The following is a 26,121-nucleotide window of genomic DNA, read 5'->3' as shown; positions in this document are numbered from 1 at the left end:
CTTCGGTATTTCGTGTCTCCGACTCTATCAGACTCATTCGGCGGTGTTTCTCCCGCTTCCAGATATCCGATGGCCTTCGGAAGGGCCTTTTGCCTTTCGGCTGGCCACTACGTTAACCGAGTCCCCGCTCAATTCATAATCGAGCCGTCCGGTCCGCATTTTCGGCATGCCGAAAACACGCACCCTTGGGGTGAGGTCTGAGTAGTGGATGGCCGCTTCGGGCGCTGCTCAGCGGCAGGACCCGTAAAGTGCGGCTCGGGCTACGTTAGGGCAGGGACCCTGCCGCGTCAAGTCCGGCGGCTCGTACGCCGACGCGGTGCGTGGGCTCGGTACGGGCTCACCGACGGGTCGCCGTCGATCCAGAAGCGCCAGGGGTGGCTCGCGCCGTCGCCGCCGACCCCGGTGCGGGGACCGCTGCGCAGCTGGTCGTCCGTGATGGGGGTGCCCGACTGGATCGACAGAGGGGCACCCGGGCCCGCGCACACGTCGGCGCCGTTGAGCGACCGGTCGACGTCCAGGGCAGTGGCCAGGCGTGCCGGGCCCTTGGCCAGTTCTCTGTCGTGGCGGGCCGAGAGCCTGCGCTTCCGGGTCAGCTCGGCGCCGTGCAGGATCTCGCCGGCCCGCAGCAGGACTCCGCTCGCTTCTCCTTCGGGTCCGCACACCAGGTTGAGGCAGTGCCACATTCCGTAGGTGAAGTAGACGTACGCGTGACCGGGCGGGCCGAACATCACGGCGTTGCGGGCGGTACGGCCGCGGAAGGCGTGCGATCCCGGGTCGACCGCGCCGGCGTACGCCTCGACCTCGGTCAGGCGGAGTTCGATGGGGCCCTCGTCCGTGCTCCGTACCAGGACCCTGCCCAACAGGTCGGTCGCGACCTCGAGGACCGGGCGGTCGAAGAACTCCCGGGGCAGCGGGACGCGGTCGGGGCTCTCCATCATGGCGTCCGAGCGTACAGGGGGCCCGGCCGGACGCCCTGCGGAGGCCCGGGCCACGCGAACGCTTCGGCCGCGCTTGCCGGTTCGCACGCCGACCGGTGCGCAAGCAGCGGGGAACCGGCTACGGTCGGGTCGCGTATCTACAGGTCAGGACCTGTCAGGACATTCAAGGAGTGAAGATGGGCTTCAAGAAGCTGCTCGCGAGCCTGGGCGCCGGTGGCGCGTCCGTCGAGACGGAGCTGTCCGAGTCGAACGTCGTCCCCGGTGGCGTCGTCCAGGGTGAGGTGCGGCTCGAGGGCGGCTCCGTGAACCAGCAGATCTCGGGGCTCTCCGTCGGTCTTCAGGCCCGGGTCGAGGTCGAGGGCGGCGATCAGGAGGCCAAGCAGGACATCGAGTTCGCCAAGCAGACCATCGGCGGGGCCTTCGAGGTACAGGCGGGGGCCGTCCATGTGGTGCAGTTCGGGCTGGAGATCCCGTGGGAGACCCCGATCACCACCATCGAGGGTCAGCCGCTGCGCGGGATGAACATCGGGGTGACCACCGAGCTGGACATCGCGCGGGCGGTGGACAACAGCGATCTCGACCCCATCAACGTCCATCCGCTGCCGGCGCAGCAGGCGATCCTGGACGCCTTCGTCCAGCTCGGTTTCCGCTTCAAGAGTGCGGACATGGAGCGCGGGCAGATCAGGGGGACGCGCCAGCGGCTGCCCTTCTACCAGGAGATCGAGTTCTTCGCGCCGCAGCAGTACCGGGGGCTGAACGAGGTCGAGCTGTCCTTCGTGGCCGACGACCGCGAGATGGACGTGATCCTGGAGATGGACAAGAAGCCGGGGCTGTTCACGGAGGGCAGCGACTCGTTCCGGGCTTTCCAGGTGGGCCTCGACGACTTCCGGGGCACGGACTGGCCCGCTTATCTCAACCAGTGGCTCGCCGAGGTCGGCGGCAGGCGCAACTGGTTCTGACGCAGGCCCTACGCTCGGTCCCGTACGACGTGCGAGACGCGACCCGCGCGCTGCGTCGTGCGCGGTACGCCGTACGCGATACGACGTACCGGACCAGCACGGCCCGGTCCGCGTGGACGGCCGGGCCCAGGCGATTCGGAGGATCAGACGTGGCCGAGGGGAAGAGGGCTCCGCTCCCTCACGACTTCCATCCGGAGGTGCCGTCGTTCACCGTGGTGAGCGATGACGTCAAGCCGGGTGGGGTGTTGAAGGACGCGCAGGTGCAGGCGGCCGGGAACACCTCTCCGCAGCTGCGGTGGGACGGCTTCCCGGCGGAAACCAAGAGCTTCGCCGTGACGTGCTTCGACCCGGACGCGCCGACCGGCAGCGGGTTCTGGCACTGGGTGCTCTTCGACATCCCGGCGTCGGTCACCGAGCTTCCGGCGGGCGCGGGAGGCGGCACGTTCGAGGGGCTGCCCGAGGGCGCCGTACACGCCCGTAACGACTACGGGTCGAAGGACTTCGGAGGCGCGGCGCCGCCGCCCGGGGACCCGGCGCACCGCTACGTGTTCACCGTGTACGCGGTCGACAGCGAGCGGCTCGGGCCGGACAGCGACGCGTCGCCCGCCGTCGTGGGCTTCAATCTGCGCTTCCACACGCTGGCCCGCGCGCAGCTCGTCGGCGAATACGGGGTCCCCGCCGGAAGCTGATCCTCCGGGAAGCCGAGCGTTTGCTCGTTGTTTGCCCTGCCCTGGTCTTGGAGAGATCAAGGCAGGGCATTTTTTATTGCGTTGTCCCTCTTGGCGTGCCCGGCCAGAGTTGATCCAAGCCCGCCGCGCGGCGGGCCGGCACACGGGAGGTGGACGGGATGCGGGACACGCTGGTACTGAACTCGAGCTTCGAGCCGCTGTCGACGGTGACACTCAACCGTGCGGTGGTGCTGGTCCTCCAGGACAAGGCCGTCGTCGAGCAGGCCCATCCCGCACTGCGTGTGCGTGCCGCCGCGGTGGAGCTACCGGTGCCCCGGGTGATCAGGCTCTGCCGGTTCGTACGGGTCCCGTTCCGAAGACAAGCGCCGTGGTCCCGGCGGGGGGTGCTGATGCGGGACCAGCACCGGTGCGCGTACTGCGGCCGGCGGGCGACCACGGTGGACCATGTGGTGCCGAGGTCCCGGGGCGGGTCGGACAGCTGGCTGAATACGGTCGCTTCCTGCGCCGAGGACAATCACCGCAAGGCGGACCGTACGCCGGAGCAGGCGGGGATGCCGCTGCTGCACCAGCCGTTCGTGCCGTCCCCGGCGGACGCGATGCTGCTGTCGCTGCGGGCGGCGGAGCGCTCGGAGCTGCCGTCGTGGCTGTCGGGGACGCCGATCCGGTCGGCGGCCTGAGCCACGTCCGCGGGCTACGGTGACCGGGCGACGCGGCGGCCTTCCGACAGGGCTCACCAGTAGCGGCGTACGACCAGTTGCACGATGGCGACGACACCGACGGCCACCACCAGGGCGCGCAGTGCCGTCGGCGGCAGTCGGCGGCCTGTCCTGGCACCGATCTGGCCTCCGATGGTGGAGCCGACGGCGATGAGCGCGACCGCCGTCCAGTCGAATTCGGCGACGAAGAGGAAGAAGGCGGCCGCCACGGTGTTCACGATGGCGGCGAGGATGTTCTTGACGGCGTTGAGGCGTTGCAGGGTGTCGTCGAGCAAGGTGCCCATGAGCGCCACGTAGACGATGCCCTGGGCCGCGGTGAAGTAGCCGCCGTAGACGCTGGCGAGCAGCAGTCCGATGAAGAGGAGCGGGCCGCCCTGGGGGCGGGCCTCGGTGCCTTTGCGCGCGCGGCGGGCCTGGACGCGCCGCGCGAGGCGGGGTTGCAGGACGACCAGGACGAGGGCGAGAGCGACCAGGACGGGGACGATCGTCTCGAAGGCCGTGGGCGGCAGAAGGAGCAGCAGGGTGGCGCCGCCGAGTCCGCCGACCATCGCGGCGGCGCCGAGCAGCAGGACGCGGCGGCGCTGGCCGGTGAGTTCGGCTCGGTAGCCGATGGCTCCGCTGATCGAACCCGGTATCAGGCCGAGGGCGTTGGAGACGGTGGCGGTGACCGGTGGAAGGCCGGTGGCGAGCAGTACGGGGAAGGTGATCAGAGTGCCGGAACCGACGATGGTGTTGATCGTTCCGGCGCCGAGGCCGGCGGCGAAGACGGCGAGCATCTCCCAGGTGGTCACGTGCACTGCCCCTCGCTGATCGGTGCTTATTGCACCGATCATGCCTGACCGGCTGCGCGGTCCGGGCGGCGGCCGTCCCCTTGTCCCGACGGCCCCCTCCCACGGCCACCCTCCGGCGCCTGGTTTTCGGGCGGTTCCTCGGCCGTCCGCGACGGTTCGCTCAATGGCGGGGAGCGCCGGGCCCGGTGGCCGGGGGCACCGGACCAGTGGGCCCGAACCCCCCACCCGGCCCTCGGGTTTCCCGCCGGCCTCAGTCCAGCGACGGGCTCTGCCGCTGCTCCTTGACGGTGCCGACCTTTCCTCCGCTGCCTCCGGTGTCGAAGCCGGGGGCGCCGGGACCGAGGTTGCCGAAGGCTCCGCTGAGTCCCTTGAGGGCATCGCCGATCTCGCTGGGCACGATCCACAGCTTGTTGGCGTCGCCCTCGGCGATCTTGGGGAGCATCTGGAGGTACTGGTACGAGAGGAGCTTCTGGTCCGGGTCGCCGGCGTGGATCGACTCGAAGACCGTACGGATCGCCTGCGCCTCACCCTCGGCCCGCAGGGCGGCGGCCTTGGCCTCACCCTCGGCGCGCAGGATCGCGGACTGCTTCTCACCTTCGGCCGTGAGGATCTGGGACTGGCGGATACCTTCGGCGGTGAGGATCGCGGCGCGCTTGTCCCGGTCCGCGCGCATCTGCTTCTCCATCGAGTCCTGGATGGAGGTGGGCGGTTCGATGGCCTTCAGCTCGACGCGGTTGACGCGGATGCCCCACTTGCCGGTGGCCTCGTCGAGGACACCGCGCAGCGCCGCGTTGATCTCCTCGCGGGAGGTGAGGGTCCGCTCCAGGTCCATTCCGCCGATGATGTTGCGCAGGGTGGTGACGGTGAGCTGTTCGATCGCCTGGATGTAGCTGGCGACTTCGTAGGTCGCGGCCCGGGCGTCGGTCACCTGGTAGTAGATGACGGTGTCGATGTTGACGACCAGGTTGTCCTGCGTGATCACCGGCTGGGGCGGGAAGGGCACGACCTGTTCGCGGAGGTCGATCCGGTTGCGGATCGAGTCGATGAACGGCACGACGATGTTCAGCCCGGCGTTGAGCGTCCGCGTGTAGCGGCCGAAGCGCTCGACGATGGCGGCGCTCGCCTGGGGGATGACCTGGATCGTTTTGATCAGGGCGATGAATACAAGCACCACCAGGATGACCAGGACGATGATGATTGATGGCATCGCGTTCCTCGGGACCCTTCGCCGCCGGATGTTCCGATGATCCAGTTTCTCAGACTGGGGACCTGCATGGGTAATCTTCCCCAGGGTTGGCTCACATGACGACTGCTGTGGCGCCGTCGATTTCGACCACGTCGACCTGCTGGCCAGGTTCGAACGCGGCGGACTCGTCGTACGTGCGCGCCGACCAGACCTCTCCGGCGAGCTTGATTCGGCCACCTCTGCCGTCGACCCGTTCCAGGACGACGGCCTGACGTCCCTTCAGGGCGTCGATGCCGGTGGCCGCTCCGGGGCTCGCGGCGCGCTGACGGGCCGCGTACGGCCGTACGACGGCGATGAGCGCCACGGACACCACGACGAACACGAGGACTTGGGCCACCACTCCGCCGCCCAGCGCGGCGACGACGGCTCCCGCGACCGCTCCGGCCGCGAACATGCCGAACTCGGGCATCGCGGTGAGGACGAGCGGAATTCCCAGCCCGACGGCGCCGATCAGCCACCACACCCATGCGTCGATATCCACGTGGCCATGGTAGGGGCGGGGGCGCCTCCCCCGACAGGGGTGATATCCGGTCAGGCGAGCGGCAGGCCCTGCGCGGTCCAGCGGTCCCCGTTCCGCTCGACGACGAGCGGGAGTCCGAAGCAGAGCGAGAGGTTGCGGGAGGACAGCTCCGTCTCCATCGGGCCGGCGGCGAGGACCTTGCCCTGGCGGATCATGAGGACGTGGGTGAAGCCCGGGGCGATCTCCTCGACATGGTGGGTGACCATGATCATGGAGGGGGCGTACGGGTCGCGGGCGAGGCGGCCGAGACGGCGCACCAGGTCCTCCCGGCCGCCGAGGTCGAGGCCGGCGGCGGGCTCGTCCAGGAGCAGCAGCTCGGGGTCGGTCATCATGGCGCGGGCGATCAGGGTGCGCTTGCGCTCGCCCTCAGAGAGCGTGCCGAACCGGCGGTCCAGGTACTCGGTCATGCCGAGCCGGTCGAGGAAGGCGCGGGCGCGCATTTCGTCGACCTCGTCGTAGTCCTCGTGCCAGGTCGCGGTCATGCCGTACGCGGCCGTGAGCACGGTCTGCAGGACAGTCTGCCGCTTGGGCAGCTTCTCGGCCATGGCGATGCCGGCCACGCCGATGCGGGGACGCAGGTCGAAGACGTCGACCTTGCCGAGGCGCTCACCGAGGATGGAGACGCTGCCGGTGGTGGGGAAGAGATAGCTGGAGGCGAGGTTGAGCAGAGTGGTCTTGCCCGCGCCGTTGGGACCGAGGATGGCCCAGCGCTCCCCTTCCTTGACCGACCAGGAGACGTCGTCCACCAGAGCGCGTCCGTCGCGGACCACGGATACGTCCACCAGCTCCAGTACATCGCTCATGAGCGCGTTGTCTCCCCATGCAATCGTCTTGAGGTTTCGGATGCGCCTGCGGGCGCGGCCCCCAGGGGAAAACCTACGCCACCTCTCGGACAGCCCGGCCGAGAGGTCCGTTCCCTAGGCTGGGTCCATGCTTTCGCAACCACGCTCAGGATTGCTGGCCGCTTGGGGAAATGCCCTGTTGGCCGGGTTTGTCTCGCCGGACGACGCGGTGCTCGCCGTGGTCGGCGAGGACGCGGTGCACCGGGTGGAGGGCCTGCCCGACGAGTCCGGTCCCGTCGGGCTGACCCTGGCCCTGGGACGGCTGCGGGCGCTCGGGGTGACCGGGTTCCGGGTCGCGCTGCCCGCGCCGGGGCACCCGCTGGGGCTGAGCGGTCCGCCGGAGTTCAACGCGCGGGCGCTGGAGGCGGAGGAGGCGGTGATCGCGGTGGGCGCGCCGTGGGGGCTGGTGCCGGAGGTGACGGCGGTGGGCCCGGAGGGCGACCGGCATGTCGAGGTCCGCTGGCACTGCCTGCCGGTACGGGAGGCGCCGCCGGCGGACGTGCCCTCACTGGGCGAGGCGGAGCGCGAGCTGACGGACGCGCTGCGGGAGGCGACGGAGGTGCTGTCGCGGCTGGACGTGGCGGCGTCGGGCCCGGTGGCGGAGGCGCTGCTGGACACGTACCGCGCCCGCGCGAAGGGCGAGGGAGAGGTGCTGGCACCCGGGTATCCGGCGCGGGCGGCGCGGGTGCTGGAGCAGGCGCGGCGAGTGGCGCTGATGATCTCGCTGGCGTACGAGAACGGGCACGGGGGCGCGGTGAGCGCGGCGGAGATGGCGGCGCGGGTGGAGGCGCTGCGGCCGGTGGAGAGGTTCGCGCGGAGGGCGCAGGTCGCGTCGTACAACGCGTATGTGGAGGAGCGGGCGCGGTAGCCTCCGGCCCGGTTCGGGAGCGTGCGGTGCGGGCCGGTGGGCACCGCACCCACGCCCCCCGGCCGGAAGGCGAACCGTCAGTGGTTGACCGAGTGGTTGCCGAACGCCGGGTTCAGCAGGCCGACCACGTTCACCGTGTTCCCCGTCACGTTCACCGGGACGTGCACCGGCACCTGCACCGTGTTGCCCGAGCCCACACCCGGCGAGTGGGTCGCCGCGCCGTTCGCGTGCGCGCCGCCCTCCGTGGCGGAGGCGGCGCCGGCGGAGACGCCCGCCGCGAGGCCCGCGGTGACCATGACCAGGGCGGCCTTCTTGGCAATCTTCATCGAGGTATTCCTTGTCGCGTTGTCCATCAGGACCGCGGCGGATCGCCGCCGTCCGCGATGAAGAACGCCGCTCCCCCACGGGGGATGCGCCGTGTGGGGGACATACACCCGACGGTATGAATCTCACACCGGACGGGAACCGAACGCTTCTCAGTCCGTCATCCCATGTCGGACGGCCCACAGCGCCGCCTGCGTCCGGTCCGCGAGGTCCAGTTTCATCAGAATGTTCGAAACGTGGGTCTTCACCGTCTTCTCGGAGAGCACCAGCGCGCGGGCGATCTCCCGGTTCGAGCGGCCGTCGGCGATCAGGCCGAGCACCTCCCGTTCCCGTTCGGTGAGCGTGGTGCCCCTGCCCTGGCCGCCGCCGTGGTCGTCCTGGGCCAGCAGCGCGCCCGCGACCTCCGGCTGGAGCAGGACGTGGCCCGCGTGGACGGAGCGGATGGCGCCGGCCAGGGCGTCCGGATCGACGTCCTTGTACACGTAACCGGAGGCTCCGGCGCGCAGCGCGGGTACCACCGTGCGCTGCTCGGTGAAGCTGGTGACGATCAGCACCTTGGCCGGGTTGGCGAGGGCGCGGAGCTTGCGCAGCGCCTCGATGCCGTCCGTGCCGGGCATCTTGATGTCCATCAGGACGACGTCCGGGCGCAGTTCCTCCGCGCGGGCCACGCCCTCGTCGCCGTCCGACGCCTCGCCCACGACCTCGATGTCCTCCTGCACCTCGAGGAACGTCCGCAGTCCGCGCCGCACCACCTGGTGGTCGTCGACCAGCAGCACACGGATCTCAGCCACCGGGCACCTCCATCTCGATCGTCGTGCCCTGTCCCGGGGCCGACCGGACCCTCAGCCGGCCGCCCACCCCGCTCGCGCGGTCCCGCATCGAGACCAGTCCCAGGTGGCGGCCGGCCCGGCGGACCGCGCGGGGTTCGAAGCCCTTGCCGTTGTCGGTGACGCTGAGCACCGCGCCCTGGGCGCGCCGGGCGAGGACGACGTCGACGCGGTCGGCTCCGGAGTGGCGCAGGGCGTTGTGCAGGGCCTCTTGGGCCACGCGCAGGACCGCCTCCTCCTGGGCCGCGGGCAGGGCCCGTACGGCGTGGCTCTCGAAGGTGACCCGCGCGGAGTGGGCCCGGTCGAGCACCCGGATCTGGGTGCGGAGCGTGTTGACCAGGCCGTCCTCGTCCAGGGCGGCCGGGCGCAGCTCCACCACGGCGGCGCCCAGTTCGTCGGTGGCCTCGGCGGCGAGCGTCGCTACCTGCTGGAGTTCGCCCTTGGCGCGGACCGGGTCGCGGTCCACCAGGGCGGCGGCCGCCTGGGCGGTCAGCCGGAGCGAGAAGAGTTTCTGGCTGACGGCGTCATGGAGCTCGTGGGCGAGGCGGGAACGCTCCTCGGCGATGGTCAGTTCGCGGCTGCGTTCGTAGAGCCGGGCGTTGGTGAGGGCGATCGCCGCGTGCTGGGCGAGGATCGAGAGGAGTTCCTCGTCCTCCTCGGTGAATCCGCAGCCGCCGGCCGGCTTGGGGCAGCGCTTGTTCGCGAGGAAGAGCGCGGCGAGCGTCTCGTCGCCGTCCCTGACCGGCAGCCCCAGGAAGTCGGACATCTCCGGGTGCGCGCTGGGCCAGCCCTCGAAGCGGGGGTCCTCGCGCACGTCGGCGAGGCGCTCGGTCCGCTCCTCGTGGAGCATCGCGGCCAGGATGCCGTGCTGCCGCGGCAGCGGGCCGATGGCCTTCCACTGCTCGTCGCTGACGCCGTCCACCACGAACTGGGCGAAGCCGCCGTGGTCGTCCGGCACACCGAGCGCCGCGTACTCGGCGTCGAGCAGTTCGCGGGCCGAGACGACGATCGTCTTGAGGACGTCCCGTACCTCCAGGTGCCTGCTCATCGCGAGGAGCGCGGTGCTCACGGCGGCGAGGCCGGAGCTCGGTCGGTGGCTCATGGCTTCACCGTACCGGCGGGTCCGTGCGGGTCGTATCGGACCGGGGACCGTCCGGACACGGGCCCTGCGGCCTAGGCCGAAGTGCCTCCGAGGACCGGCCCCGCGCACGAGGTGGCGGAGGGCTGGCGCTTCCTAGGTTGGGCCGCGTCGAGACGTACGGATCCGAACCGTACGTATCCATCGATGTCGGCGCGTGCCGCGTGCGGACGTGCCGATGCCGGACGCGAAGGAGCGGACGTCATGCCTGTAGCGATCATCACCGGTGGCTCGAAGGGGCTGGGGCGCGCCCTGGCCGTCGCGCTGGCCGGGCGCGGCTGGGATCTGGTGCTGGACGCCAGGACCTCGGACGTACTGGAGGGGACGGCGCGGGAGGTCAGGGCCGCCGGGGCGGCGCACGGCGCCCGGGTCGCGGCGCTCGCCGGGGACGTGACGGACGACGCGCACCGCGCGGAGCTGGTGCGCGCCGCGGCCGGGCTGGGGGCGCTCGATCTGGTGGTGAGCAATGCCTCCGCGCTGGGCGTGGAGCCGCTGGCGCGGCTGGACGCGCTGCCGCTCGACGGACTGCGGGCGGCGCTGGAGACCAATGTGGTGGCCGCGCTCGGGCTGGTGCAGGAGGCGCTGCCGCTGCTGCGGTCGAGCGGGTCGGGCGCGGTGATCGCGGTCAGTTCGGACGCGGCGGCCGAGGCGTACGGGACGTGGGGCGGGTACGGGGCGTCCAAGGCGGCGCTGGACCAGCTCGCGGCGGTCCTCGCGGTGGAGGAGCCGGACGTACGGGTGTGGGCGGTGGACCCGGGCGACATGGGGACGGATCTGTACGCGGCGGCCGTGCCGGACGACGCGGATCCGCGGCCCGCCCCCGAGGCGGTGGTGCCGGGCTTCCTGCGGCTGCTGGAGCGGCGACCGGTGAGCGGCCGGTACGCGGCGCCCGCCCTGGTCGGCGCCCGCACGTATGCGGAGACGGGCGCGGGGACGGCCTCGGAGACCAGCGCGGAGGAAGGCACGGCATCCGGAACGGGGGCGGCGGGGGACATGGAGGAGGGCTCGGGGGTGGGTTCGCGATGACCGTCCTGGAGGCGCTGCGGGTGCCGGAGGAACTGTCGGCCCGGGTGCCTGCGGAGCAGCGCGGGCGCGGCCGGGACGACGTACGACTGCTGGTGTCGCGGGGGACGCGGGTGACGCACCACTCCTTCCCCGAACTCGCGGGGCAGCTGCGGGCCGGGGACGTGCTGGTGGTCAACACGTCCCCGACGCTGCCCGCGGCGGTCGACGGGTGGCTGGGCGGTGAGCCGGGCGGCGTACGGGTCGTCGTCCACTTCTCCACCCGGGGTGACGACGGCCGGTGGGCGGTCGAGCTGCGGACGCCCGACGGGCGGTCCGGATCCGGGACGACGGTGCCCCGGGCCGGCGGGCCGGCCGGCGCGGTCGTACGGCTGCCGGGCGGCGAGCGGCTGTCCCTGGTGGAGCCGCTGGACCCGGGGGCCGCCCGGCTGTGGTGGGCGTGGGTGTCGTGTGCCGACGTGCCGGGGCTTCTGCACCGTCACGGCCGGCCCATCCGGTACGGGTACACGGAGCGGGACCAGCCGCTCGCGGCGTACCGGACGGTCTTCGCCCGCCCCTCCGCCGACGGCTCGGGCTCCGCGGAGATGCCGAGCGCCGGGCGGCCCTTCACCCCGGACCTGGTGGCGGAGCTGGTACGGCGGGGGGTGCGCATCGCGCCGTTGTCGCTGCATACGGGGGTGGCGTCGGCGGAGGCGCACGAACCGCCGTACCCGGAGCGCTTCGAGGTTCCGGAGTCGACGGCGCGGCTGGTGAACGCGGTGCGCGCGGGCGTGGGCGTGGGCGCGGTCCGGGACGGGAGCGGGGGCCGGGACGGGAGCGGGGACCGCGGGCTCGTCGTCGCGGTCGGTACGACGGCGGTCCGGGCCCTGGAGTCGGCGACGGGCCCGGACGGAGTGGTACGGGCGGCCTCGGGGTGGACGGACCTGGTGATCACACCGCGGCGCGGGGTACGCACCGTGGACGGGCTGCTGACCGGGCTGCACGAGCCGGCGGCTTCCCACCTGCTGATGCTGGAGGCGGTCGCGGGGCGGGAGGCCCTGGTGGCGGGCTACCGGGAGGCGCTGCGCGAGCGCTATCTCTGGCATGAATTCGGGGATGTCCATCTCCTTCTCCCGCCGTCCCGCCCCTCGTGACCGAACCGCGCGGCTCCCGTGATCGAAAAGGCGAACCAGAGCCCAGCATCCCCGAAAATCAATTACATAGCGCATTGCATTGGCAACGTTTGGTCAATACGTTACCTCCGGGATGTGAGCCCGCGCATAGGACGTGGATCACTTACGAACCTGGCTAGTCGATATAAGAAACGTGTGTGAGCTTGGCTTAAGCCCAAGTTGAGGCCATTTTTCAAGGCCCGTTTCCACTATCCAGGGTCGTACGTCACATGATTGCCACGGCATTTTGCCGCCGCTAAGAATTGCGTTCGTCGCCGCCGAGCTGGCTGGCCGTCCGGCCTCCGCGACTTCCGCTATTCGAAGAGGTACGTCTCTATGTTCTCGTCACGCACCCCTGGTCTCAGCAGTCTGAACAAGACCCAGCGCGCTTCCATCGCTGGAGTCGCCGCCGCCGGTATCGCGGCCATCACCTTCTCCCTGGTTCCGGGTGGCAGCACCCCCGCGAACGCCGCTGAGGCCAAGCCTGCCGCCGCCGCCCCCGCCGCCCTGAAGGCGACCGCGGGCAGCGACCAGGCGTCGGCCGTGCACGCGATCATCGCCAAGCAGCAGGTCACCGCCGAGAACGCGGCCAAGATCCAGCAGGCCGCCACCAAGGCGAAGGCCGAGAAGGCCGCCAAGGTCACCTCTCAGGCCAAGACCGAGCGCACCCAGGTGAACACCGCCAGCCGTTCCGACGACCGCAAGCCGGTCTACGCGAACAACCTGGACGGCTGGATCCGTGAGTCGCTCGACATCATGAAGAAGCACGGCATCCCGGGCTCGTACGAGGGCCTGCACCGCAACATCATGCGCGAGTCGAGCGGTAACCCGAACGCGATCAACCTCTGGGACATCAACGCCCAGAACGGCATCCCGTCCAAGGGCCTGCTCCAGGTCATCCCGCCGACGTTCAAGGCGTACCACGTCCCGGGCACGTCGACGAACATCTACGACCCGGTCGCCAACATCACGGCCGCGGCCAACTACGCCGCCGACCGTTACGGCTCGATGGACAACGTCAACAGCGCCTACTGACGCTGACGCGCACACCGTCGCGCGACCGATATGCCGGAGGGCGGCACCCCGTGCGGGGTGCCGCCCTCCGGCGTGCGCCGAATGGCCGACGCGTGCGCGGCCTCGGCATGTGCGGGGCCTCCCCGCGTGCGGCGCGGCCGCTACTTGCGCATGACCTCCGGCTCGTGGCGGCGCAGCAGGCGCGAGACCGCGAATCCGCAGACGACGCCCATCAGCAACAGGATGCCGATGTTGATGCCCCACTGGCCGGCCGTGTGCTCCCACAGGGGGTCCAGGTCGGTGGGGTTCTTCGGATCCCACGGCGGCATCAGGTGGGCGAGGTCCAGCGTGGTGCCCGCGCCCGCGATGGCCCAGCGGGCCGGCATCAGCCAGGCGAACTGCTCCAGCCCCGGCGAGCCGTACACCTGGAAGAGGATGCCGGTGAAGACGATCTGGATGATCGCGAACATGACCAGCAGCGGCATCGTCTTCTCGGAGGTCTTCACGAGCGAGGAGATGACGAGGCCGAACATCATCGAGGTGAACCCGAGGGCGATCACGACGAGGCAGATCTCGACGGCGGGGGGCATGAGCAGGCCCTCTTCCGGCATCTCGCGGGTGGCGAAGCCGATGCCGCAGATGATGCCGCCCTGGAGGGCGGTGATCAGCCCGAGCACGATGACCTTGGACATCAGGTACGCGGAGCGGGACAGGCCGGTGGCCCGTTCCCGTTCGTAGATCACGCGCTCCTTGATCAGTTCACGGACGGAGTTGGCCGCGCCCGAGAAGCACATGCCGACCGCGATGATCATCATGATCGTGCCGGCCTTGCCGTTGAACCTCGCGGGCGGCTCGGGCGCCGCCAGACCGAAGTCGGCGGGGATGACGACGCTGACCACACCGAGGACCGCGGGCAGGATCAGCATCAGCCCCATGAAGCCCCTGTCGGAGGCGATCACCGAGGAATAGCGGCGGATGAGCGTGTAGAGCTGTGACCCCCAGCTCTGCGGCTTGGGCGGGCGCATCTGCTGCGGCGGGGGCATGTGGACGGACTGCGGGGCGACGGCGTCGATGTCGGCCGCGTACATCTGGTAGTGCTGGGAGCCGCGCCAGCGGCCCGCCCAGTCGTAGTCGCGGTAGTTCTCGAACGCGGAGAAGACATCGGCCCAGGTGCTGTAGCCGAAGAAGTTCAGGGCCTCCTCCGGCGGTCCGAAGTACGCCACCGAACCACCGGGGGCCATGACCAGCAGCTTGTCGCATATCGCGAGCTCGGCCACGGAGTGGGTGACGACCAGGACGGTGCGGCCGTCGTCGGCCAGGCCGCGCAGCAACTGCATCACATCGCGGTCCATGCCCGGGTCGAGGCCGGAGGTCGGCTCGTCCAGGAAGATCAGCGACGGCTTGGTGAGCAGCTCCAGGGCCACGGACACGCGCTTGCGCTGGCCGCCGGAGAGCGAGGTGATCTTCTTGTCCTTGTGGATGTCGAGCTTCAGCTCGCGCAGCACCTCGTCGATGCGGGCCTCGCGCTCGGCCTCGGCGGTGTCACCGGGGAAGCGGAGTCTGGCCGCGTACTTGAGGGCCTTCCGGACGTTCAGCTCCTTGTGGAGGATGTCGTCCTGCGGCACCAGGCCGATGCGCTGGCGGAGCTCGGCGAACTGCTTGTACAGGTTCCGGTTGTCGTAGAGGACGTCACCCTGGTCGGCGGGGCGGTAGCCGGTGAGCGCCTTGAGCAGGGTGGACTTTCCGGAGCCGGACGGGCCGATGACCGCGATCAGCGACTTCTCCGGGACGCCGAAGGAGACGTCCTTGAGGATCTGCTTGCCGCCGTCCACCGTCACCGTGAGGTGGCGGGCGGAGAAGGAGACGTCACCGGTGTCGACGAACTCCTCGAGGCGGTCGTCCACGATGCGGAAGGTCGAGTGACCGACGCCGACGATGTCGTTGGGGCCCAGCAGCACGGTGCCGGACTTGGCGATCGGCTGACCGTTGACGTACGTGCCGTTGTGGGAGCCGAGGTCGCGGATCTCGAAACGGCCGTCGGGAGTCGCCGTGAACTCGGCGTGGTGGCGCGAGACCTGGAGGTCGGAGACGACCAGCTCGTTCTCCAGCGCACGACCGATACGCATGACGCGGCCGAGCGCGAACTGGTGGAACGTGGTCGGGCTGCGGTCGCCGCGGAACGAGGGGGCCGCCGCGGCGCCGCCCGCGCCCTGGGCGGGGAAGGCGGCACCGGCCTGCTGGTGCGGCGCCTGTCCCTGGTGCTGCTGAGGCGCTTGATGCTGGGGGGCGGCCTGGTGCGGAGCCTGCTGAGCCTGGGGCTGCGACCAGCCCTGCTGCTGGGCACCGGGTGCCTGCATCTGCTGCTGGGGCGCCTGCGCCTGCTGCTGCCAGGCCTGTTGCTGCGCCTGTTGCTGCTGCGGCACCTGATGGGCCGACTGCTGCGCCGCCCCCTGCCCGCCGTACGCGTCGCCCCCCGCGCCCGAGCCGCTGAGGCTGATCCGGGGGCCGTCGGTGGCGTTCCCCAGATGGATCGCGGACCCGGCGGCGATCTCCAGCTGCTGGATGCGCTGCCCCTGCGCGTAGGTGCCGTTGGTGCTTCCGTGGTCCTCTATGAGCCAACCCCGGCCGCCCCAGCGGATGGTGGCGTGCCGCCACGAGACCCGGGCGTCGTCGATCACCACATCACCCTGCGGATCGCGGCCGAGGGTGTACGACCTGGACGGATCGAGTGTCCAGGTACTTCCGTTCAATTCCAGTACGAGTTCAGGCACTCCATGCCCCACTAATTGTCCCCCGACGTACCCCCCGTCACGGGGAGTCTAGGGATGGCGAACATCGTGGGAACTATTTCAGGACCACCCCCCTCTTCGAAAGCCGGGCCTCTTCCCATCGCGGCACAACCGTGTAACAGCCCGCGACGAGGGGCTGTTGGGACGGGAGAAAGGCACGCGGAGAGCGGCAACCGCGCATGACTGCCACGTAAGGGGAGCGAATACGGAGAACGAACACAAGAAGGACATCACCCGTCGCGTACCACGCGGACAGCGGGAAACCCGAGGACGCGAGGGTGGAGTGACCGTGGCGGCCGTTCCCCCCTCGCCACCCCCTCCCGGTGACGGCTCCCCTCCGCGGGACCACGCGCCCCCACGCCCCGCACACGCCCACACGCCTCACGGAGGACCGGGACCACCATGCCGGAGCCGTCGCTTTTCGGCCACGTATGGCGCAGTCGAGGGCCGCGAGGTTTACGTCCGGGTGAAGCGCGGGCGTATCCCGGGAACACGTAGGGCGAACGGTCGGCGACGTACCGCGACCGCTCTTTCCGGCCCCCGTCCGCTCCGCGGGACAGGCGGCGACGGGTCCGGATGAGCCCTATACGGTGGAATCACCATGGACGTATCGGAACCCCGTCGGACCGCCGACGTACCCACCCTTCTCGTCAAGATCTTCGGGAAGGACCGCCCCGGAATCACCGCCGGGCTCTTCGACACCCTCGCCGCCTACTCCGTCGACGTCATCGACATCGAGCAGGTCGTCACCCGTGGCCGCATCGTCCTGTGCGCCCTGGTCGCGGCCCCTCCCGGGGGCGCCGCCGCCGAGGGCGACCTGCGCGCGACCGTGCACAGCTGGGCCGACTCCGTACGGCTCCAGGCCGAGATCATCTCCGGCACCGGCGACAACCGGCCGCGGGGCAGCGGCCGTTCGCATGTCACCGTGCTCGGCAACCCGCTGACCGCCAAGTCGACCTCGGCCATAGCCGCCGGCATCACGGCGTCGGGCGGCAACATCGACCGTATCTTCCGGCTGGCGAAGTACCCGGTGACCGCGGTGGAGTTCGCGGTCTCGGGCGTCGGCACGGAGGCGCTGCGCACCACGCTGGCGCCGACCGGCGCCTCGCTCGGAGTGGACGTCGCCGTCGTGTCGGCCGGGCTGCACCGGCGGGCGCAGCGGCTGGTGGTCATGGACGTGGACTCGACGCTGATCCAGGACGAGGTCATCGAGCTCTTCGCCGCGCACGCCGGGTGCGAGGCGGAGGTCGCCGAGGTGACCGCGCGGGCCATGCGCGGGGAGCTGGACTTCGAGGAGTCCCTGCACGCCCGGGTCGCGCTGCTCGCCGGGCTCGACGCGTCGGTGGTCGACAAGGTACGGGCCGACGTCCGGCTCACGCCCGGCGCCCGCACGCTGATCCGTACGCTCAAGCGGCTCGGATATCAGGTGGGTGTGGTCTCCGGCGGATTCACGCAGGTCACGGACGCCCTCCAGGAACGGCTCGGGCTGGACTTCGCCTCCGCCAACACGCTGGAGATCGTGGACGGCAGGCTCACCGGACGTGTGGTCGGCGAGATCGTGGACCGGGCCGGCAAGGCGCGGCTGCTGCGCCGGTTCGCCGCCGAGGCGGGGGTGCCGCTGGCGCAGACCGTGGCGATCGGCGACGGCGCCAATGATCTGGACATGCTCAACGCGGCGGGGCTGGGTGTGGCCTTCAACGCCAAGCCGGTGGTCCGCGAGGCCGCGCACACGGCGGTGAACGTGCCGTTCCTCGACACCGTCCTGTACCTGCTGGGCATCACCCGCGAGGAGGTCGAGGCCGCGGACGGCGAGGGCGGGGAGAGCGGGGAGAGCGGCGATCCGTCCGGGGGCGGGGAGAGCCCGGAGAGCGCGGAGATGCCGGAGAGCCCGACGAGCGGTGGGACCCCGGAGGCCCTGGGGGCCCCGGAGGGCGGCAGAAGCCGGGAGAGCGGCGGAAGCCGGTACCAGGACGCCTGAGACGACGCGCGTCCCACGACGGAAGGGGAAAGCCCCGGCACCGCACTGAGCCGGGGCTTTCCCCTTCCGTCGCCCTGTTCGTTCCGCCTCCCCCGCCTCGGTGAGGCCGTCAGACGGCGTGCGGTGTCCAGAATTCGACCAGCCTGCCCACACCGTGTTCCACGGACTTCCAGGAGCCGTCGAAAGAAATCACGGCAAAAGCCGCGGTGGGGAATCCCGACCTGGTCATCCGGGCGATGGCATCGCCCTGCGACTCGCCGGAAAGCGCGTCCGCGAGCGCGTGGGTTCCGGGATTGTGGCCGATGAGCAGGAGATCGTTCACATCGTCGGAGACTTCGTTGAGCAGCGCGAAAAGATCGCCGGGGGTGGCATCGTAGAGCCGGTCCTCATAAACGGTCCTGGGACGTTGCGGCAACTCCTGCACGGCGAGCTTCCAGGTCTCGCGCGTCCTGACCGCGGTGGAGCAGAGAGCCAGGTCGAAGGCGATACCGGTGTCGGCGAGTCGCCGGCCGGCCACGGGGGCGTCCGAGCGGCCCCGGTCGGCGAGCGGTCGCTCATGGTCCGGCACGTCGGGCCAGTCGGCCTTTGCGTGCCGGAGTAGGACGATCCTGCGCGGTGTATCGACGCTCATGCGTCCCAGCTTCGCATGAAATGGGGCAGGGGGCGCCGAGAGTTGGCGGGCTCCCCGGCACGGGTGAACGATCTGCTCCGCTTCCGGTTCTCGCCCCCTGTCACCACGCGGCGCCCGGCACCCGGTGCTCGTCTCCTGGCTCGCGTCACCTGCCGCCCGTCACCGTGTGCCCGTCACGCGTGTCGCCCTCACCCGGCCAGGGTCAGCTGTATCCGCTCCAGGACCCGCCCGACCGCGGGATCGTCGCCCGTGGAACCGCCGGGCCCGCCCGTGGCGGTCATCAGCGTGAGCAGGGCCACGAAGGCGAGGGCGGGCAGGGCGAAGGACCACCATGGCAGGGCCGCGGGGTGGGACCGGGCGGGTGTTCGGGCCTGCATGGCCGCCTCCGGGGTCGTGGGTGCGCGATGCGTCCAACGTACGGTCCGGGACACCGGCGTCCCATCCGGTGATCCACCCAGTCGACCCTGAAACCGGCCCCCTCGACCCTGAGACGCGCCCCCTAGGGGATGCGGCGTCCCACCGGGTGCGGGGCGGGCCGCACGGTCACGGTGACGCCAGCGAGGCGATGATGCCGATCACCACCATGATGCCGATGATCGTGGCGAAGACGAGCAGCAGATTCCGCTGGCCGTTCTGCGGATTCGGGTCGAGGACTGGCATGCCCTCAGTCTCGCATCCCCGTCTCGCCCTCGATCGTCCGGTCCCGGCCCGCGACGACTCCCGCCACCATCTGCGGCACCAGGAGCGCCGCCATCAGCGCGATCGGCAGCCCCCAGCCGCCCGTCCGCTGGTACAGGACGCCCACCAGCAGCGGGCCCGGAATGGAGAGCAGGTAACCGGTGCTCTGGGCGAAGGCCGACAGCCGTACGACGCCGGCCCCCGTGCTCGACCGCATGCCGATCATGGTCAGGGCCAGCGGGAAGGAGCAGTTCGACACGCCCAGCAGCAGGGCCCAGACCCAGGCGCCCGCGGCCGGTGCGAGATACAGCCCCGCGTACGCGGTCAGCCCGCAGGCACCCAGGACGAGGACGATCGGGCCCTGGTTCCGCAGCCGCGCGGCCGCCCTGGGGATCACGAAGGCGAGCGGCACCCCCATCACCATGGTGAGGGCGAGCAGCAGGCCCGCCGTCCCCGCGGGGACCCCGGCGTCCCGGAAGACCTGCGGCATCCAGCCCATGGTGATGTAGGCGCCGGTGGCCTGGAGGCCGAAGAAGCAGGCGAGCGCCCAGGCGGTACGGCTGCGCCACAGGCCGCCCCCGGACACGGAGGCCGCCCCGGACACGGACGCGGGCACGGACGCGGGTGCGGATCCTGGCGCGGGCGCGGTACCGGCCGCAGAGGCCGTCCCCGTCCCCTTCCGCGCGCTCGACGCCGTCGCATCCGTCCCCGCCATGGCACCTGACGGCGCCGCCGCCTCGCCCCGGTCACGTATCAGTCCCGCCCACGGCACCAGGGCGACCGCCGCCAGCAGCGCCCAGATCCCCAGCCCCAGGCGCCAGCCGCCGCCCAGCGCGTCCGTCAGGGGCACGGTCGCGGCGGCGGCCACGGCCGTGCCGAGCGCCATGGCCATCGAGTACAGGCCGGTCATCGTGCCGACCCGGTCCGGGAAGTAACGCTTGACGATCACCGGCATCAGCACATTGCTGACCGCGATGCCCATGAGGGCGAACGCGCTCGCCGCGAGGAAGCCGGCCGTACCGCCCGCGAAGGGCCGCACGAGCAGGCCCGCCGTAATGGCGACGAGACCGGCGAAGACGACGGCCCCCGGCCCGAACCGCCGGGCCAGACGGGGCGCGGCGAAGCCGAAGACCGCGAAGCACAGCGGCGGTACGGAGGTGAGGACACCGGCGACGCTGCCGCTCATCTGGAGGCCGTCCCGCACCTCTTCCAGCAGCGCGCCGAGGCTGGTGATCGCGGGACGCAGGTTCAGTGCGGCGAGGACGAGTCCCACGGCGAGGAGTCCGGGGAACCACGCCGCGGCCCGCCCCGCGGCGGGAGACGAGGAAGAGGGAGAGGTGAGTGAGGAGGAAGAGGGTGAGGGGGACCCGGCCCGGGTCCGCATGCGCGTCTGCGGCTCGTCATGCATGGGGCCATCATAGAATCATGGGACGATTTACTTTCAACTCGCTTTCGACTCGCCTTCGACGCGTCCGCCCCCCGTCCGCCCGCCCGACCGTTCCGCCCTCCGCCCCACCGCCCCACCGCCCGTTCAGTCGCACGGCCAACCGTCCGTACACCAGGGGTTACCGTCATGTGTGCCGCCCCGCGGCCGTCGCACGCCCCCATGACTCAAGACGAGGAGCACCATGGCTGCCCTGAGCTCTCCCCGGCGTTCCGCGCTCTCCGATCAGGTGATCTCCGAGCTGCGGAACCAGATCACGTCGGGCGAATGGCCGGTGGGCTCCCGCATTCCCACCGAGCCCGAGCTGGTCGAGCAGTTGGGCGTGGCTCGTAACACCGTCCGCGAGGCGGTCCGCGCCCTCGCCCACAACGGGCTGCTGGACATCCGCCAGGGCTCGGGCACGTATGTGATCGCGACCAGCGAACTGGCCGGGGTGATGCACCGCAGGTTCGCCGGAGCCGACCCGCGCCACATCGCCGAGCTGCGCTCGACCCTGGAGTCGTCGGCGGCCCGCATGGCGGCCGAGCGGCGTACGGAACGGGATCTGCGGCAGCTGGAGACGCTTCTCGCGCGGCGCGAGGCGGCCTGGACCGCGCGCGACGCGGAACGGTTCGTCTCGGCCGACGTCGCCCTGCACCTGGCCGTTGTCTCGGCCTCGCACAACGACGTGCTGACCGCTCTCTACGCCGACCTCGGCGATCTGGTGCGCGACACGCTCCGCGACGACGTCGAGAGCGGGATCCGCCCGGAGAACCACATGGACCACGCGCGGCTCGTCGCGGCGATCCGGGCGGGCGACGCGGAGGCGGCGGGCACCGAGGCCGCGAGTCACGCCCTCGACTGCCTGGCCGAGCGAGCCTGAGCCGGACGGCGCCCGGCGCGGCGCTCGGCGGCTCGGCGCTTTCAGGCCGCGCCGGGTCGGGGGCAGGTCAGACCAGGTCAGTCACCGTCATGTCAGTCACCGTCACGTCAGGATTCCGCCCCTTCGTGGGTCACCCACACCGCGCGTATCTCCTTCCAGCACCGGCCGGTGAGTTCCGCGTAGCCCGCGGGGCGGACCTCCGCGGGGGCGCTGTCGACATCGATGTCCCACCAGCGCGCGCACTCGATGTGCAGCCGTATCCGATCGGTCGACGGATACGGGTTGTGGCACGAGACCCCGGCCTGTGAACCCTGTACACGCGTACGGCAGGTCGCCCGGAAGCGGTCGTCCCGCACATGGCCTGCCTCCCGGTCGTCGAGGGCGGCTTCCCGGCCCTCGGCGGGGGCGGCGGACCCGGTCATGGCTCGTATCTCCGCGGAGACGGCGAGTCCCGTCACGATCAGCACGGCTGCCGTGGCGGCCGCGGCAGGGCGACGAGGCGGGCGCATGTGTCCCAGTGTGCGGCGGTTCGTCGCTCTTTTCGACTCGTACGGACACGGCCCGTGACGCACGGCGGCCGCGTACCGCCCCACCAGGGAGCGGTACGCGGCCGCGCCGGGTCCGGCCGGACCGGGTCCGGCCGCGGAACCGAGGCTCAGGCGCCCATCATGTGCACGCCGCCGTCCACGTGCACGATCTCGCCGGTCGTCTTCGGGAAGAAGTCCGAGAGCAGACCGACGACACCCCGCCCGGCCGGCTCCGGGTCGCTGAGGTCCCAGCCGATCGGCGCGCGGTGGTTCCAGACGTCCGCGAGCTCCTCGAAGCCGGGGATGGACTTCGCGGCCATCGACTTGATCGGGCCGGCGGAGACCAGGTTGCAGCGGACGTTCCGGGCGCCGAGGTCGCGGGCCAGGTAACGGCTGGTGGACTCCAGCGCCGCCTTGGCGACGCCCATCCAGTCGTACTTCGGCCAGGCGACCTGCGCGTCGAAGGTGAGGCCGACGATCGAGCCGCCGCGCGGCATCAGCGGCAGGCAGGCCATGGTCAGCGCCTTCAGGGAGTACGCGGAGACGTGCACCGCCGTCGAGACGTCCTCCCAGCTGCCTTCGAGGAAGTTGAAGGCACCCTGCGGACCGAAGGCGATCGAGTGCACGACACCGTCGAGCCCCGCGCCCTCGCCCTGGTGCTCCCTGATCCGGTCGGCCAGCCCGTCCAGGTGCTCCTGGTTGGTCACGTCCAGCTCGATGACCGGGGCGGGCTTGGGCAGCCGCTTGGCGATGCGCTCGACGAGGCTGAGCCGGCCGAAGCCGGTGAGGATGACCTCCGCGCCCTCCTCCTGCGCCACCTTGGCGGCGTGGAAGGCGATGGAGCCCTCGGTGAGGACCCCGGTGACGAGGATGCGCTTGCCGGCGAGGATTCCGCTCATGTGATCAGTGACCCATGCCCAATCCGCCGTCAACGGGAATGACGGCTCCAGTGATGTACGAGGCGTCGTCCGAGGCGAGGAACCGCACCGTCGCGGCGATCTCCTCCGGCGACGCGTACCGGCCGAGCGGCACCTGCGCGACGATGCCCGCGCGCTGCTCGTCGGTGAGGACCTTCGTCATGTCGGTGTCGACGAAGCCGGGCGAGACGACGTTGAAGGTGATGTTCCGCGAACCCAGCTCGCGGGCGAGGGAGCGGGCGAAGCCCACCAGGCCGGCCTTGGACGCGGCGTAGTTCGCCTGCCCGGCCTGGCCGAGCAGACCGACCACCGAGGAGATCAGGACGACCCGGCCCTTCTTGGCCCGCAGCATCCCACGGTTGGCGCGCTTGACGACACGGAAGGTGCCGGTGAGGTTGGTGTCGAGAACGGAGGTGAAGTCCTCCTCGGACATCCGCATCAGCAACTGGTCCTTGGTGACGCCGGCGTTGGCCACCAGCACCTCCACGGGACCGTGCTTCTCCTCGACCTCTTTGTATGCCTGCTCCACCTGTTCGGCGTCGGTGATGTCGCAGCGGACCGCCAGGCAGCCGAGCTCGGTCAGAGCCTGGGGCGGCTCCCCGGAGCGGTACGTGATGGCGACCTTGTCGCCGTTGTCGGCGAAAGCACGGGCAATGGCGAGGCCGATGCCCCGGTTTCCTCCGGTGACGAGAACCGAGCGGCTCAACGGATCAGCCTTTCCTTCAGCGGTCGAGTAGCACTAGGAAACCTATAGGGCCCACCGCTGCCCCGGGGAATCGACCCCTGACAGCGCCTCGGTACGGTCCCTGTCGGGTCCCTACAGAAACAGCCGCCATACGGAAACGGCCCCCGGACACCGCCGCACGGGCCATACGGGACTCCAAGGATCCCCATATCTCGAACCGCTGCGCTTCAGGGCCTCGGAGTGGGCCGCTTTCCGTGCCGGCGTGATCGTCGGCGAGCTCTGACCACACCAACGGTTCTGACCACACCAACGGTCCGGGGCCCCGCACGGCATGGTTCACTCCCTATCACCAGCACTCCGGCGCGAGAAGGAGAGGCCGCACGTGGGCCACGAGGTGGATCAGTCATTCCTGGCGCTGCCGATGCGGGCGCTCGCCGACGCGGCGCTCGCGCGGGCGCGGGCGCTCGGGGCCGCGCACGCGGACTTCCGGTTCGAGCGGGTGCGCGGCGCGTCGTGGCGGTTGCGTGACGGGAAGCCGGCCGGGTCGTCGGACACCACCGACCTCGGGTACGCCGTCCGCGTGGTACACGGTGGGGCCTGGGGGTTCGCGTCCGGGGTCGATCTGTCCATGGACGCGGCGGCCCGGGTGGCGGGGCAGGCCGTCGAGATGGCCAGGCTCTCCGCGCGGGTGATCGCCGCCGCCGGTTCCGACGAGCGCGTCGAACTGGCCGAGGAACCCGTGCACGCCGAGAAGACGTGGGTGTCGTCGTACGAGATCGACCCGTTCTCCGTACCGGACGAGGACAAGAGCGGTCTGCTGGCCGAGTGGAGCGCGCGGCTGCTGCGGGCCGAGGGCGTGTCCCACGTGGACGCGTCGCTGCTCACCGTCCACGAGAACAAGTTCTACGCGGACACCGCCGGCACCGTCACCACCCAGCAGCGGGTTCGGCTGCACCCGCAGCTCACGGCCGTCGCCGTGGACTCCGGGAGCGGCGAGTTCGACTCGATGCGGACCCTCGCGCCGCCCGTCGGCCGGGGCTGGGAGTATCTGACCGGCACCGGCTGGGACTGGGACGACGAGCTGGAGCGCATCCCCGGGCTGCTGGCGGAGAAGATGCGCGCGCCGAGCGTCGAGGCCGGGACGTACGACCTGGTGGTGGACCCGTCCAACCTGTGGCTGACGATCCACGAGTCGATCGGCCACGCCACCGAGCTGGACCGCGCGCTGGGGTACGAGGCGGCGTACGCGGGGACGTCGTTCGCGACCTTCGACCGGCTGGGCACGCTGGAGTACGGCTCCCCGGTGATGAACGTGACCGGCGACCGGACCGCCGAGCACGGTCTGGCCACGATCGGCTACGACGACGAGGGCGTCGCGGCGCAGTCGTGGGACCTGGTCAAGGACGGCACGCTCGTCGGTTACCAGACGGACCGGCGAATCGCGCGCCTCACCGGCCTCGGCCGCTCCAACGGCTGCGCGTACGCCGACTCACCCGGGCACGTGCCCGTCCAGCGCATGGCGAACGTGTCGCTGCGGCCGGACCCGGCCGGGCTCACGACGGAGGACCTGATCGGCGGGGTCGAGCGCGGGATCTACGTGGTCGGGGACCGGTCGTGGTCGATCGACATGCAGCGCTACAACTTCCAGTTCACGGCGCAGCGGGGGTACGCGATCCGCGACGGCCGCCTCGCCGGGCAGGTCCGGGACTTCGCGTACCAGGGGGTCACCCCGGACTTCTGGGGCTCCATGACGGCGGTCGGAGGGCCTCGGACCTATGTCCTGGGAGGCGCGTTCAACTGCGGGAAGGCCCAGCCCGGCCAGGTCGCCGCCGTGTCCCACGGCTGCCCGTCCGCGCTGTTCCGCGGCGTGAACATCCTGAACACGGCGAACGAGTCCGGCCGCGACTGACGAGACGGTCGTGCGGGGAACGGCCGTACAGGGAACGACTTCCACGGGTGAAGACCGCCCGCTGCTCGCGGGCACGACGCCTGCCGCGCGCGGGCACGAACGAGGAGTACGGACAGTGGTCGGTGACGACCGCGTAGGACCGCCCGTCATGGGTGGCGAACGCGACACATTGCGGGCCTTCCTCGACTACCACCGGGCGACCCTCGCCATGAAGTGCGAGGGGCTCACCGACGAGGAGCTGCGGCAGCGGTCCATGCCGCCGTCGACGCTTTCGCTGCTCGGTCTCGTGCGGCACATGGCGGAGGTGGAGCGTGCCTGGTTCCGTCGCGCGTTCGAGGACAACGACGCTCCCATGGTCTGGAGCGACACCATCGACTTCCAGGCGGCGTACGACGCGAGCGCTTCGACGAGGGCCGAGGCGTTCGCGGCCTGGGAGGCCGAGGTGGCGAACTCGCGCCGCGTCGAGCGGGAGGCCGCGTCCCTGGACCTGGCCGGGTACCAGCCCAGGTGGGGCAAGGAGGTGTCGCTGCGGATGGTCATGACGCACGTGCTTCTGGAGTACGGGCGCCACAACGGCCACGCGGACTTCCTGCGCGAGGGCATCGACGGGACCGTGGGCGCCTGAGCCGGCGGGCCCTGGCTCCCCGGGTCCGGC

At 71.0% G+C, this 26,121-nt stretch carries 26 protein-coding genes and 1 pseudogene; 11 read left to right on the top strand and 16 right to left on the bottom strand.

The window, feature by feature from the left end:
• Positions 1-287: 287 nt before the first annotated feature.
• The gene (locus IG02_RS0126950; protein ID WP_030753437.1) at positions 288-938 is read right to left on the bottom strand and encodes a DNA-3-methyladenine glycosylase; all 651 of its coding nucleotides are present in this window, start codon (positions 936-938) and stop codon (positions 288-290) included.
• Between the two features lie 176 nt (positions 939-1,114).
• On the opposite strand from IG02_RS0126950, the gene IG02_RS0126945 reads away from it, so the two are divergent.
• From IG02_RS0126945 to IG02_RS0126935, 3 genes are all read left to right on the top strand, one after another.
• Complete coding sequence (locus IG02_RS0126945) at positions 1,115-1,897, top strand: sporulation protein (protein WP_030753435.1); 783 nt, start codon at positions 1,115-1,117, stop codon at positions 1,895-1,897.
• Between the two features lie 149 nt (positions 1,898-2,046).
• Positions 2,047-2,586 (top strand): YbhB/YbcL family Raf kinase inhibitor-like protein, encoded by a 540-nt coding sequence (locus tag IG02_RS0126940; RefSeq protein WP_030753433.1) that lies wholly within the window; start codon positions 2,047-2,049, stop codon positions 2,584-2,586.
• A gap of 158 nt (positions 2,587-2,744) precedes the next feature.
• Positions 2,745-3,263 carry an HNH endonuclease gene (locus IG02_RS0126935; RefSeq protein WP_030753430.1) on the top strand — a complete coding sequence of 173 codons (519 nt, stop codon included), beginning with the start codon at positions 2,745-2,747 and terminating at the stop codon, positions 3,261-3,263.
• Between the two features lie 53 nt (positions 3,264-3,316).
• Here the strand turns inward: IG02_RS0126935 and IG02_RS0126930 are convergent, their stop codons facing one another.
• The 4 genes from IG02_RS0126930 to IG02_RS0126915 all read right to left on the bottom strand — a co-directional run bounded on the left by IG02_RS0126930 (position 3,317) and on the right by IG02_RS0126915 (position 6,662).
• Complete coding sequence (locus tag IG02_RS0126930) at positions 3,317-4,093, bottom strand: sulfite exporter TauE/SafE family protein (protein ID WP_030753427.1); 777 nt, start codon at positions 4,091-4,093, stop codon at positions 3,317-3,319.
• A gap of 250 nt (positions 4,094-4,343) precedes the next feature.
• Positions 4,344-5,300 carry an SPFH domain-containing protein gene (locus IG02_RS0126925; RefSeq protein WP_030753424.1) on the bottom strand — a complete coding sequence of 319 codons (957 nt, stop codon included), beginning with the start codon at positions 5,298-5,300 and terminating at the stop codon, positions 4,344-4,346.
• A 91-nt stretch (positions 5,301-5,391) separates the two neighbouring features.
• A complete protein-coding gene (locus tag IG02_RS0126920) occupies positions 5,392-5,820 on the bottom strand; it encodes an NfeD family protein (RefSeq protein WP_030753421.1) in 429 nt (142 codons plus the stop codon).
• Between the two features lie 50 nt (positions 5,821-5,870).
• Positions 5,871-6,662, bottom strand: a complete 792-nt coding sequence (locus IG02_RS0126915; protein ID WP_030753418.1) for an ABC transporter ATP-binding protein — start codon at positions 6,660-6,662, stop codon at positions 5,871-5,873.
• 127 nt (positions 6,663-6,789) lie between these two features.
• On the opposite strand from IG02_RS0126915, the gene IG02_RS0126910 reads away from it, so the two are divergent.
• The gene (locus tag IG02_RS0126910; protein ID WP_078854860.1) at positions 6,790-7,569 is read left to right on the top strand and encodes a hypothetical protein; all 780 of its coding nucleotides are present in this window, start codon (positions 6,790-6,792) and stop codon (positions 7,567-7,569) included.
• A gap of 77 nt (positions 7,570-7,646) precedes the next feature.
• Here IG02_RS0126910 and IG02_RS0126905 read toward each other — a convergent pair whose 3' ends face one another.
• From IG02_RS0126905 to IG02_RS0126895, 3 genes are all read right to left on the bottom strand, one after another.
• Positions 7,647-7,895: a chaplin gene (locus IG02_RS0126905; RefSeq protein ID WP_030753414.1), complete on the bottom strand. Its 249-nt coding sequence runs from the start codon at positions 7,893-7,895 to the stop codon at positions 7,647-7,649.
• Between the two features lie 150 nt (positions 7,896-8,045).
• Positions 8,046-8,684: a response regulator gene (locus IG02_RS0126900; protein ID WP_030753411.1), complete on the bottom strand. Its 639-nt coding sequence runs from the start codon at positions 8,682-8,684 to the stop codon at positions 8,046-8,048.
• Positions 8,677-9,822: a GAF domain-containing sensor histidine kinase gene (locus IG02_RS0126895; protein ID WP_030753408.1), complete on the bottom strand. Its 1,146-nt coding sequence runs from the start codon at positions 9,820-9,822 to the stop codon at positions 8,677-8,679. Before IG02_RS0126895 ends, IG02_RS0126900 begins: the two co-directional genes overlap by 8 nt.
• A gap of 240 nt (positions 9,823-10,062) precedes the next feature.
• Between IG02_RS0126895 and IG02_RS0126890 the strand changes: the two are divergent.
• The 3 genes and pseudogenes from IG02_RS0126890 to IG02_RS0126880 all read left to right on the top strand — a co-directional run.
• Positions 10,063-10,767, top strand: a pseudogene (locus IG02_RS0126890) (SDR family NAD(P)-dependent oxidoreductase); the annotation flags it as partial.
• A gap of 113 nt (positions 10,768-10,880) precedes the next feature.
• Complete coding sequence (locus tag IG02_RS0126885) at positions 10,881-12,014, top strand: S-adenosylmethionine:tRNA ribosyltransferase-isomerase (RefSeq protein ID WP_030753402.1); 1,134 nt, start codon at positions 10,881-10,883, stop codon at positions 12,012-12,014.
• 354 nt (positions 12,015-12,368) lie between these two features.
• Positions 12,369-13,067, top strand: a complete 699-nt coding sequence (locus IG02_RS0126880) for a transglycosylase SLT domain-containing protein (protein WP_030753399.1) — start codon at positions 12,369-12,371, stop codon at positions 13,065-13,067.
• 140 nt (positions 13,068-13,207) lie between these two features.
• On the opposite strand, the gene IG02_RS0126875 is transcribed toward IG02_RS0126880, so the two are convergent.
• Entirely contained in the window at positions 13,208-15,829 is a 2,622-nt protein-coding gene (locus IG02_RS0126875; protein WP_078854858.1) for an FHA domain-containing protein, read from the bottom strand.
• Positions 15,830-16,436: 607 nt separating this feature from the next.
• Between IG02_RS0126875 and serB the strand changes: the two genes are divergently transcribed.
• A complete protein-coding gene (gene serB, locus IG02_RS0126870) occupies positions 16,437-17,813 on the top strand; it encodes a phosphoserine phosphatase SerB (protein ID WP_234314922.1) in 1,377 nt (458 codons plus the stop codon).
• A 109-nt stretch (positions 17,814-17,922) separates the two neighbouring features.
• Here the strand turns inward: serB and IG02_RS0126865 are convergent, their stop codons facing one another.
• From IG02_RS0126865 to IG02_RS0126850, 4 genes are all read right to left on the bottom strand, one after another.
• Positions 17,923-18,444, bottom strand: coding sequence for a SixA phosphatase family protein (locus tag IG02_RS0126865; protein WP_030753390.1), 522 nt, complete (start codon positions 18,442-18,444; stop codon positions 17,923-17,925).
• A gap of 188 nt (positions 18,445-18,632) precedes the next feature.
• Complete coding sequence (locus IG02_RS0126860; protein WP_030753387.1) at positions 18,633-18,821, bottom strand: hypothetical protein; 189 nt, start codon at positions 18,819-18,821, stop codon at positions 18,633-18,635.
• Between the two features lie 166 nt (positions 18,822-18,987).
• A complete protein-coding gene (locus IG02_RS43525; RefSeq protein ID WP_267958538.1) occupies positions 18,988-19,104 on the bottom strand; it encodes an SGM_5486 family transporter-associated protein in 117 nt (38 codons plus the stop codon).
• 4 nt (positions 19,105-19,108) lie between these two features.
• Positions 19,109-20,530, bottom strand: a complete 1,422-nt coding sequence (locus tag IG02_RS0126850) for a CynX/NimT family MFS transporter (RefSeq protein WP_030753385.1) — start codon at positions 20,528-20,530, stop codon at positions 19,109-19,111.
• 220 nt (positions 20,531-20,750) lie between these two features.
• On the opposite strand from IG02_RS0126850, the gene IG02_RS0126845 reads away from it, so the two are divergent.
• Positions 20,751-21,428, top strand: coding sequence for a FadR/GntR family transcriptional regulator (locus IG02_RS0126845; protein ID WP_030753383.1), 678 nt, complete (start codon positions 20,751-20,753; stop codon positions 21,426-21,428).
• A 107-nt stretch (positions 21,429-21,535) separates the two neighbouring features.
• On the opposite strand, the gene IG02_RS0126840 is transcribed toward IG02_RS0126845, so the two are convergent.
• From IG02_RS0126840 to fabG, 3 genes are all read right to left on the bottom strand, one after another.
• Entirely contained in the window at positions 21,536-21,937 is a 402-nt protein-coding gene (locus IG02_RS0126840) for a hypothetical protein (protein WP_030753381.1), read from the bottom strand.
• A gap of 146 nt (positions 21,938-22,083) precedes the next feature.
• Positions 22,084-22,854 carry an enoyl-ACP reductase FabI gene (gene fabI / locus IG02_RS0126835; RefSeq protein WP_030753378.1) on the bottom strand — a complete coding sequence of 257 codons (771 nt, stop codon included), beginning with the start codon at positions 22,852-22,854 and terminating at the stop codon, positions 22,084-22,086.
• Between the two features lie 4 nt (positions 22,855-22,858).
• Complete coding sequence (gene fabG / locus IG02_RS0126830) at positions 22,859-23,578, bottom strand: 3-oxoacyl-[acyl-carrier-protein] reductase (RefSeq protein ID WP_030753375.1); 720 nt, start codon at positions 23,576-23,578, stop codon at positions 22,859-22,861.
• 361 nt (positions 23,579-23,939) lie between these two features.
• On the opposite strand from fabG, the gene IG02_RS0126825 reads away from it, so the two are divergent.
• Both IG02_RS0126825 and IG02_RS0126820 read left to right on the top strand, forming a co-directional pair.
• Positions 23,940-25,466 (top strand): TldD/PmbA family protein, encoded by a 1,527-nt coding sequence (locus tag IG02_RS0126825; protein ID WP_030753372.1) that lies wholly within the window; start codon positions 23,940-23,942, stop codon positions 25,464-25,466.
• A 115-nt stretch (positions 25,467-25,581) separates the two neighbouring features.
• Complete coding sequence (locus IG02_RS0126820) at positions 25,582-26,091, top strand: DinB family protein (protein ID WP_107055710.1); 510 nt, start codon at positions 25,582-25,584, stop codon at positions 26,089-26,091.
• The last annotated feature ends 30 nt before the right edge of the window (positions 26,092-26,121 follow it).

The organism is Streptomyces sp. NRRL F-5135 (assembly GCF_000719775.1).
In the GTDB taxonomy this organism is placed as follows: domain Bacteria; phylum Actinomycetota; class Actinomycetes; order Streptomycetales; family Streptomycetaceae; genus Streptomyces; species Streptomyces hebeiensis.
Note: the sequence above shows the minus strand (reverse complement) of the source record. Positions and strands in the feature narration are given on the sequence as shown.

Bases quoted from the DNA above. Each gene is read 5' to 3' on its own strand.
- IG02_RS0126950 (WP_030753437.1), bottom strand. From the start codon at position 938: ATGATGGAGAGCCCCGACCGCGTCCCGCTGCCCCGGGAGTTCTTCGAC.
- IG02_RS0126945 (WP_030753435.1), top strand. From the start codon at position 1,115: ATGGGCTTCAAGAAGCTGCTCGCGAGCCTGGGCGCCGGTGGCGCGTCC.
- IG02_RS0126935 (WP_030753430.1), top strand. From the start codon at position 2,745: ATGCGGGACACGCTGGTACTGAACTCGAGCTTCGAGCCGCTGTCGACG.
- IG02_RS0126925 (WP_030753424.1), bottom strand. From the start codon at position 5,300: ATGCCATCAATCATCATCGTCCTGGTCATCCTGGTGGTGCTTGTATTC.
- IG02_RS0126915 (WP_030753418.1), bottom strand. From the start codon at position 6,662: ATGAGCGATGTACTGGAGCTGGTGGACGTATCCGTGGTCCGCGACGGA.
- IG02_RS0126910 (WP_078854860.1), top strand. From the start codon at position 6,790: ATGCTTTCGCAACCACGCTCAGGATTGCTGGCCGCTTGGGGAAATGCC.
- IG02_RS0126905 (WP_030753414.1), bottom strand. From the start codon at position 7,895: ATGAAGATTGCCAAGAAGGCCGCCCTGGTCATGGTCACCGCGGGCCTC.
- IG02_RS0126895 (WP_030753408.1), bottom strand. From the start codon at position 9,822: ATGAGCCACCGACCGAGCTCCGGCCTCGCCGCCGTGAGCACCGCGCTC.
- IG02_RS0126885 (WP_030753402.1), top strand. From the start codon at position 10,881: ATGACCGTCCTGGAGGCGCTGCGGGTGCCGGAGGAACTGTCGGCCCGG.
- IG02_RS0126880 (WP_030753399.1), top strand. From the start codon at position 12,369: ATGTTCTCGTCACGCACCCCTGGTCTCAGCAGTCTGAACAAGACCCAG.
- serB (WP_234314922.1), top strand. From the start codon at position 16,437: ATGGACGTATCGGAACCCCGTCGGACCGCCGACGTACCCACCCTTCTC.
- IG02_RS0126865 (WP_030753390.1), bottom strand. From the start codon at position 18,444: ATGAGCGTCGATACACCGCGCAGGATCGTCCTACTCCGGCACGCAAAG.
- IG02_RS0126860 (WP_030753387.1), bottom strand. From the start codon at position 18,821: ATGCAGGCCCGAACACCCGCCCGGTCCCACCCCGCGGCCCTGCCATGG.
- IG02_RS43525 (WP_267958538.1), bottom strand. From the start codon at position 19,104: ATGCCAGTCCTCGACCCGAATCCGCAGAACGGCCAGCGGAATCTGCTG.
- IG02_RS0126850 (WP_030753385.1), bottom strand. From the start codon at position 20,530: ATGCATGACGAGCCGCAGACGCGCATGCGGACCCGGGCCGGGTCCCCC.
- IG02_RS0126845 (WP_030753383.1), top strand. From the start codon at position 20,751: ATGGCTGCCCTGAGCTCTCCCCGGCGTTCCGCGCTCTCCGATCAGGTG.
- IG02_RS0126840 (WP_030753381.1), bottom strand. From the start codon at position 21,937: ATGCGCCCGCCTCGTCGCCCTGCCGCGGCCGCCACGGCAGCCGTGCTG.
- fabI (WP_030753378.1), bottom strand. From the start codon at position 22,854: ATGAGCGGAATCCTCGCCGGCAAGCGCATCCTCGTCACCGGGGTCCTC.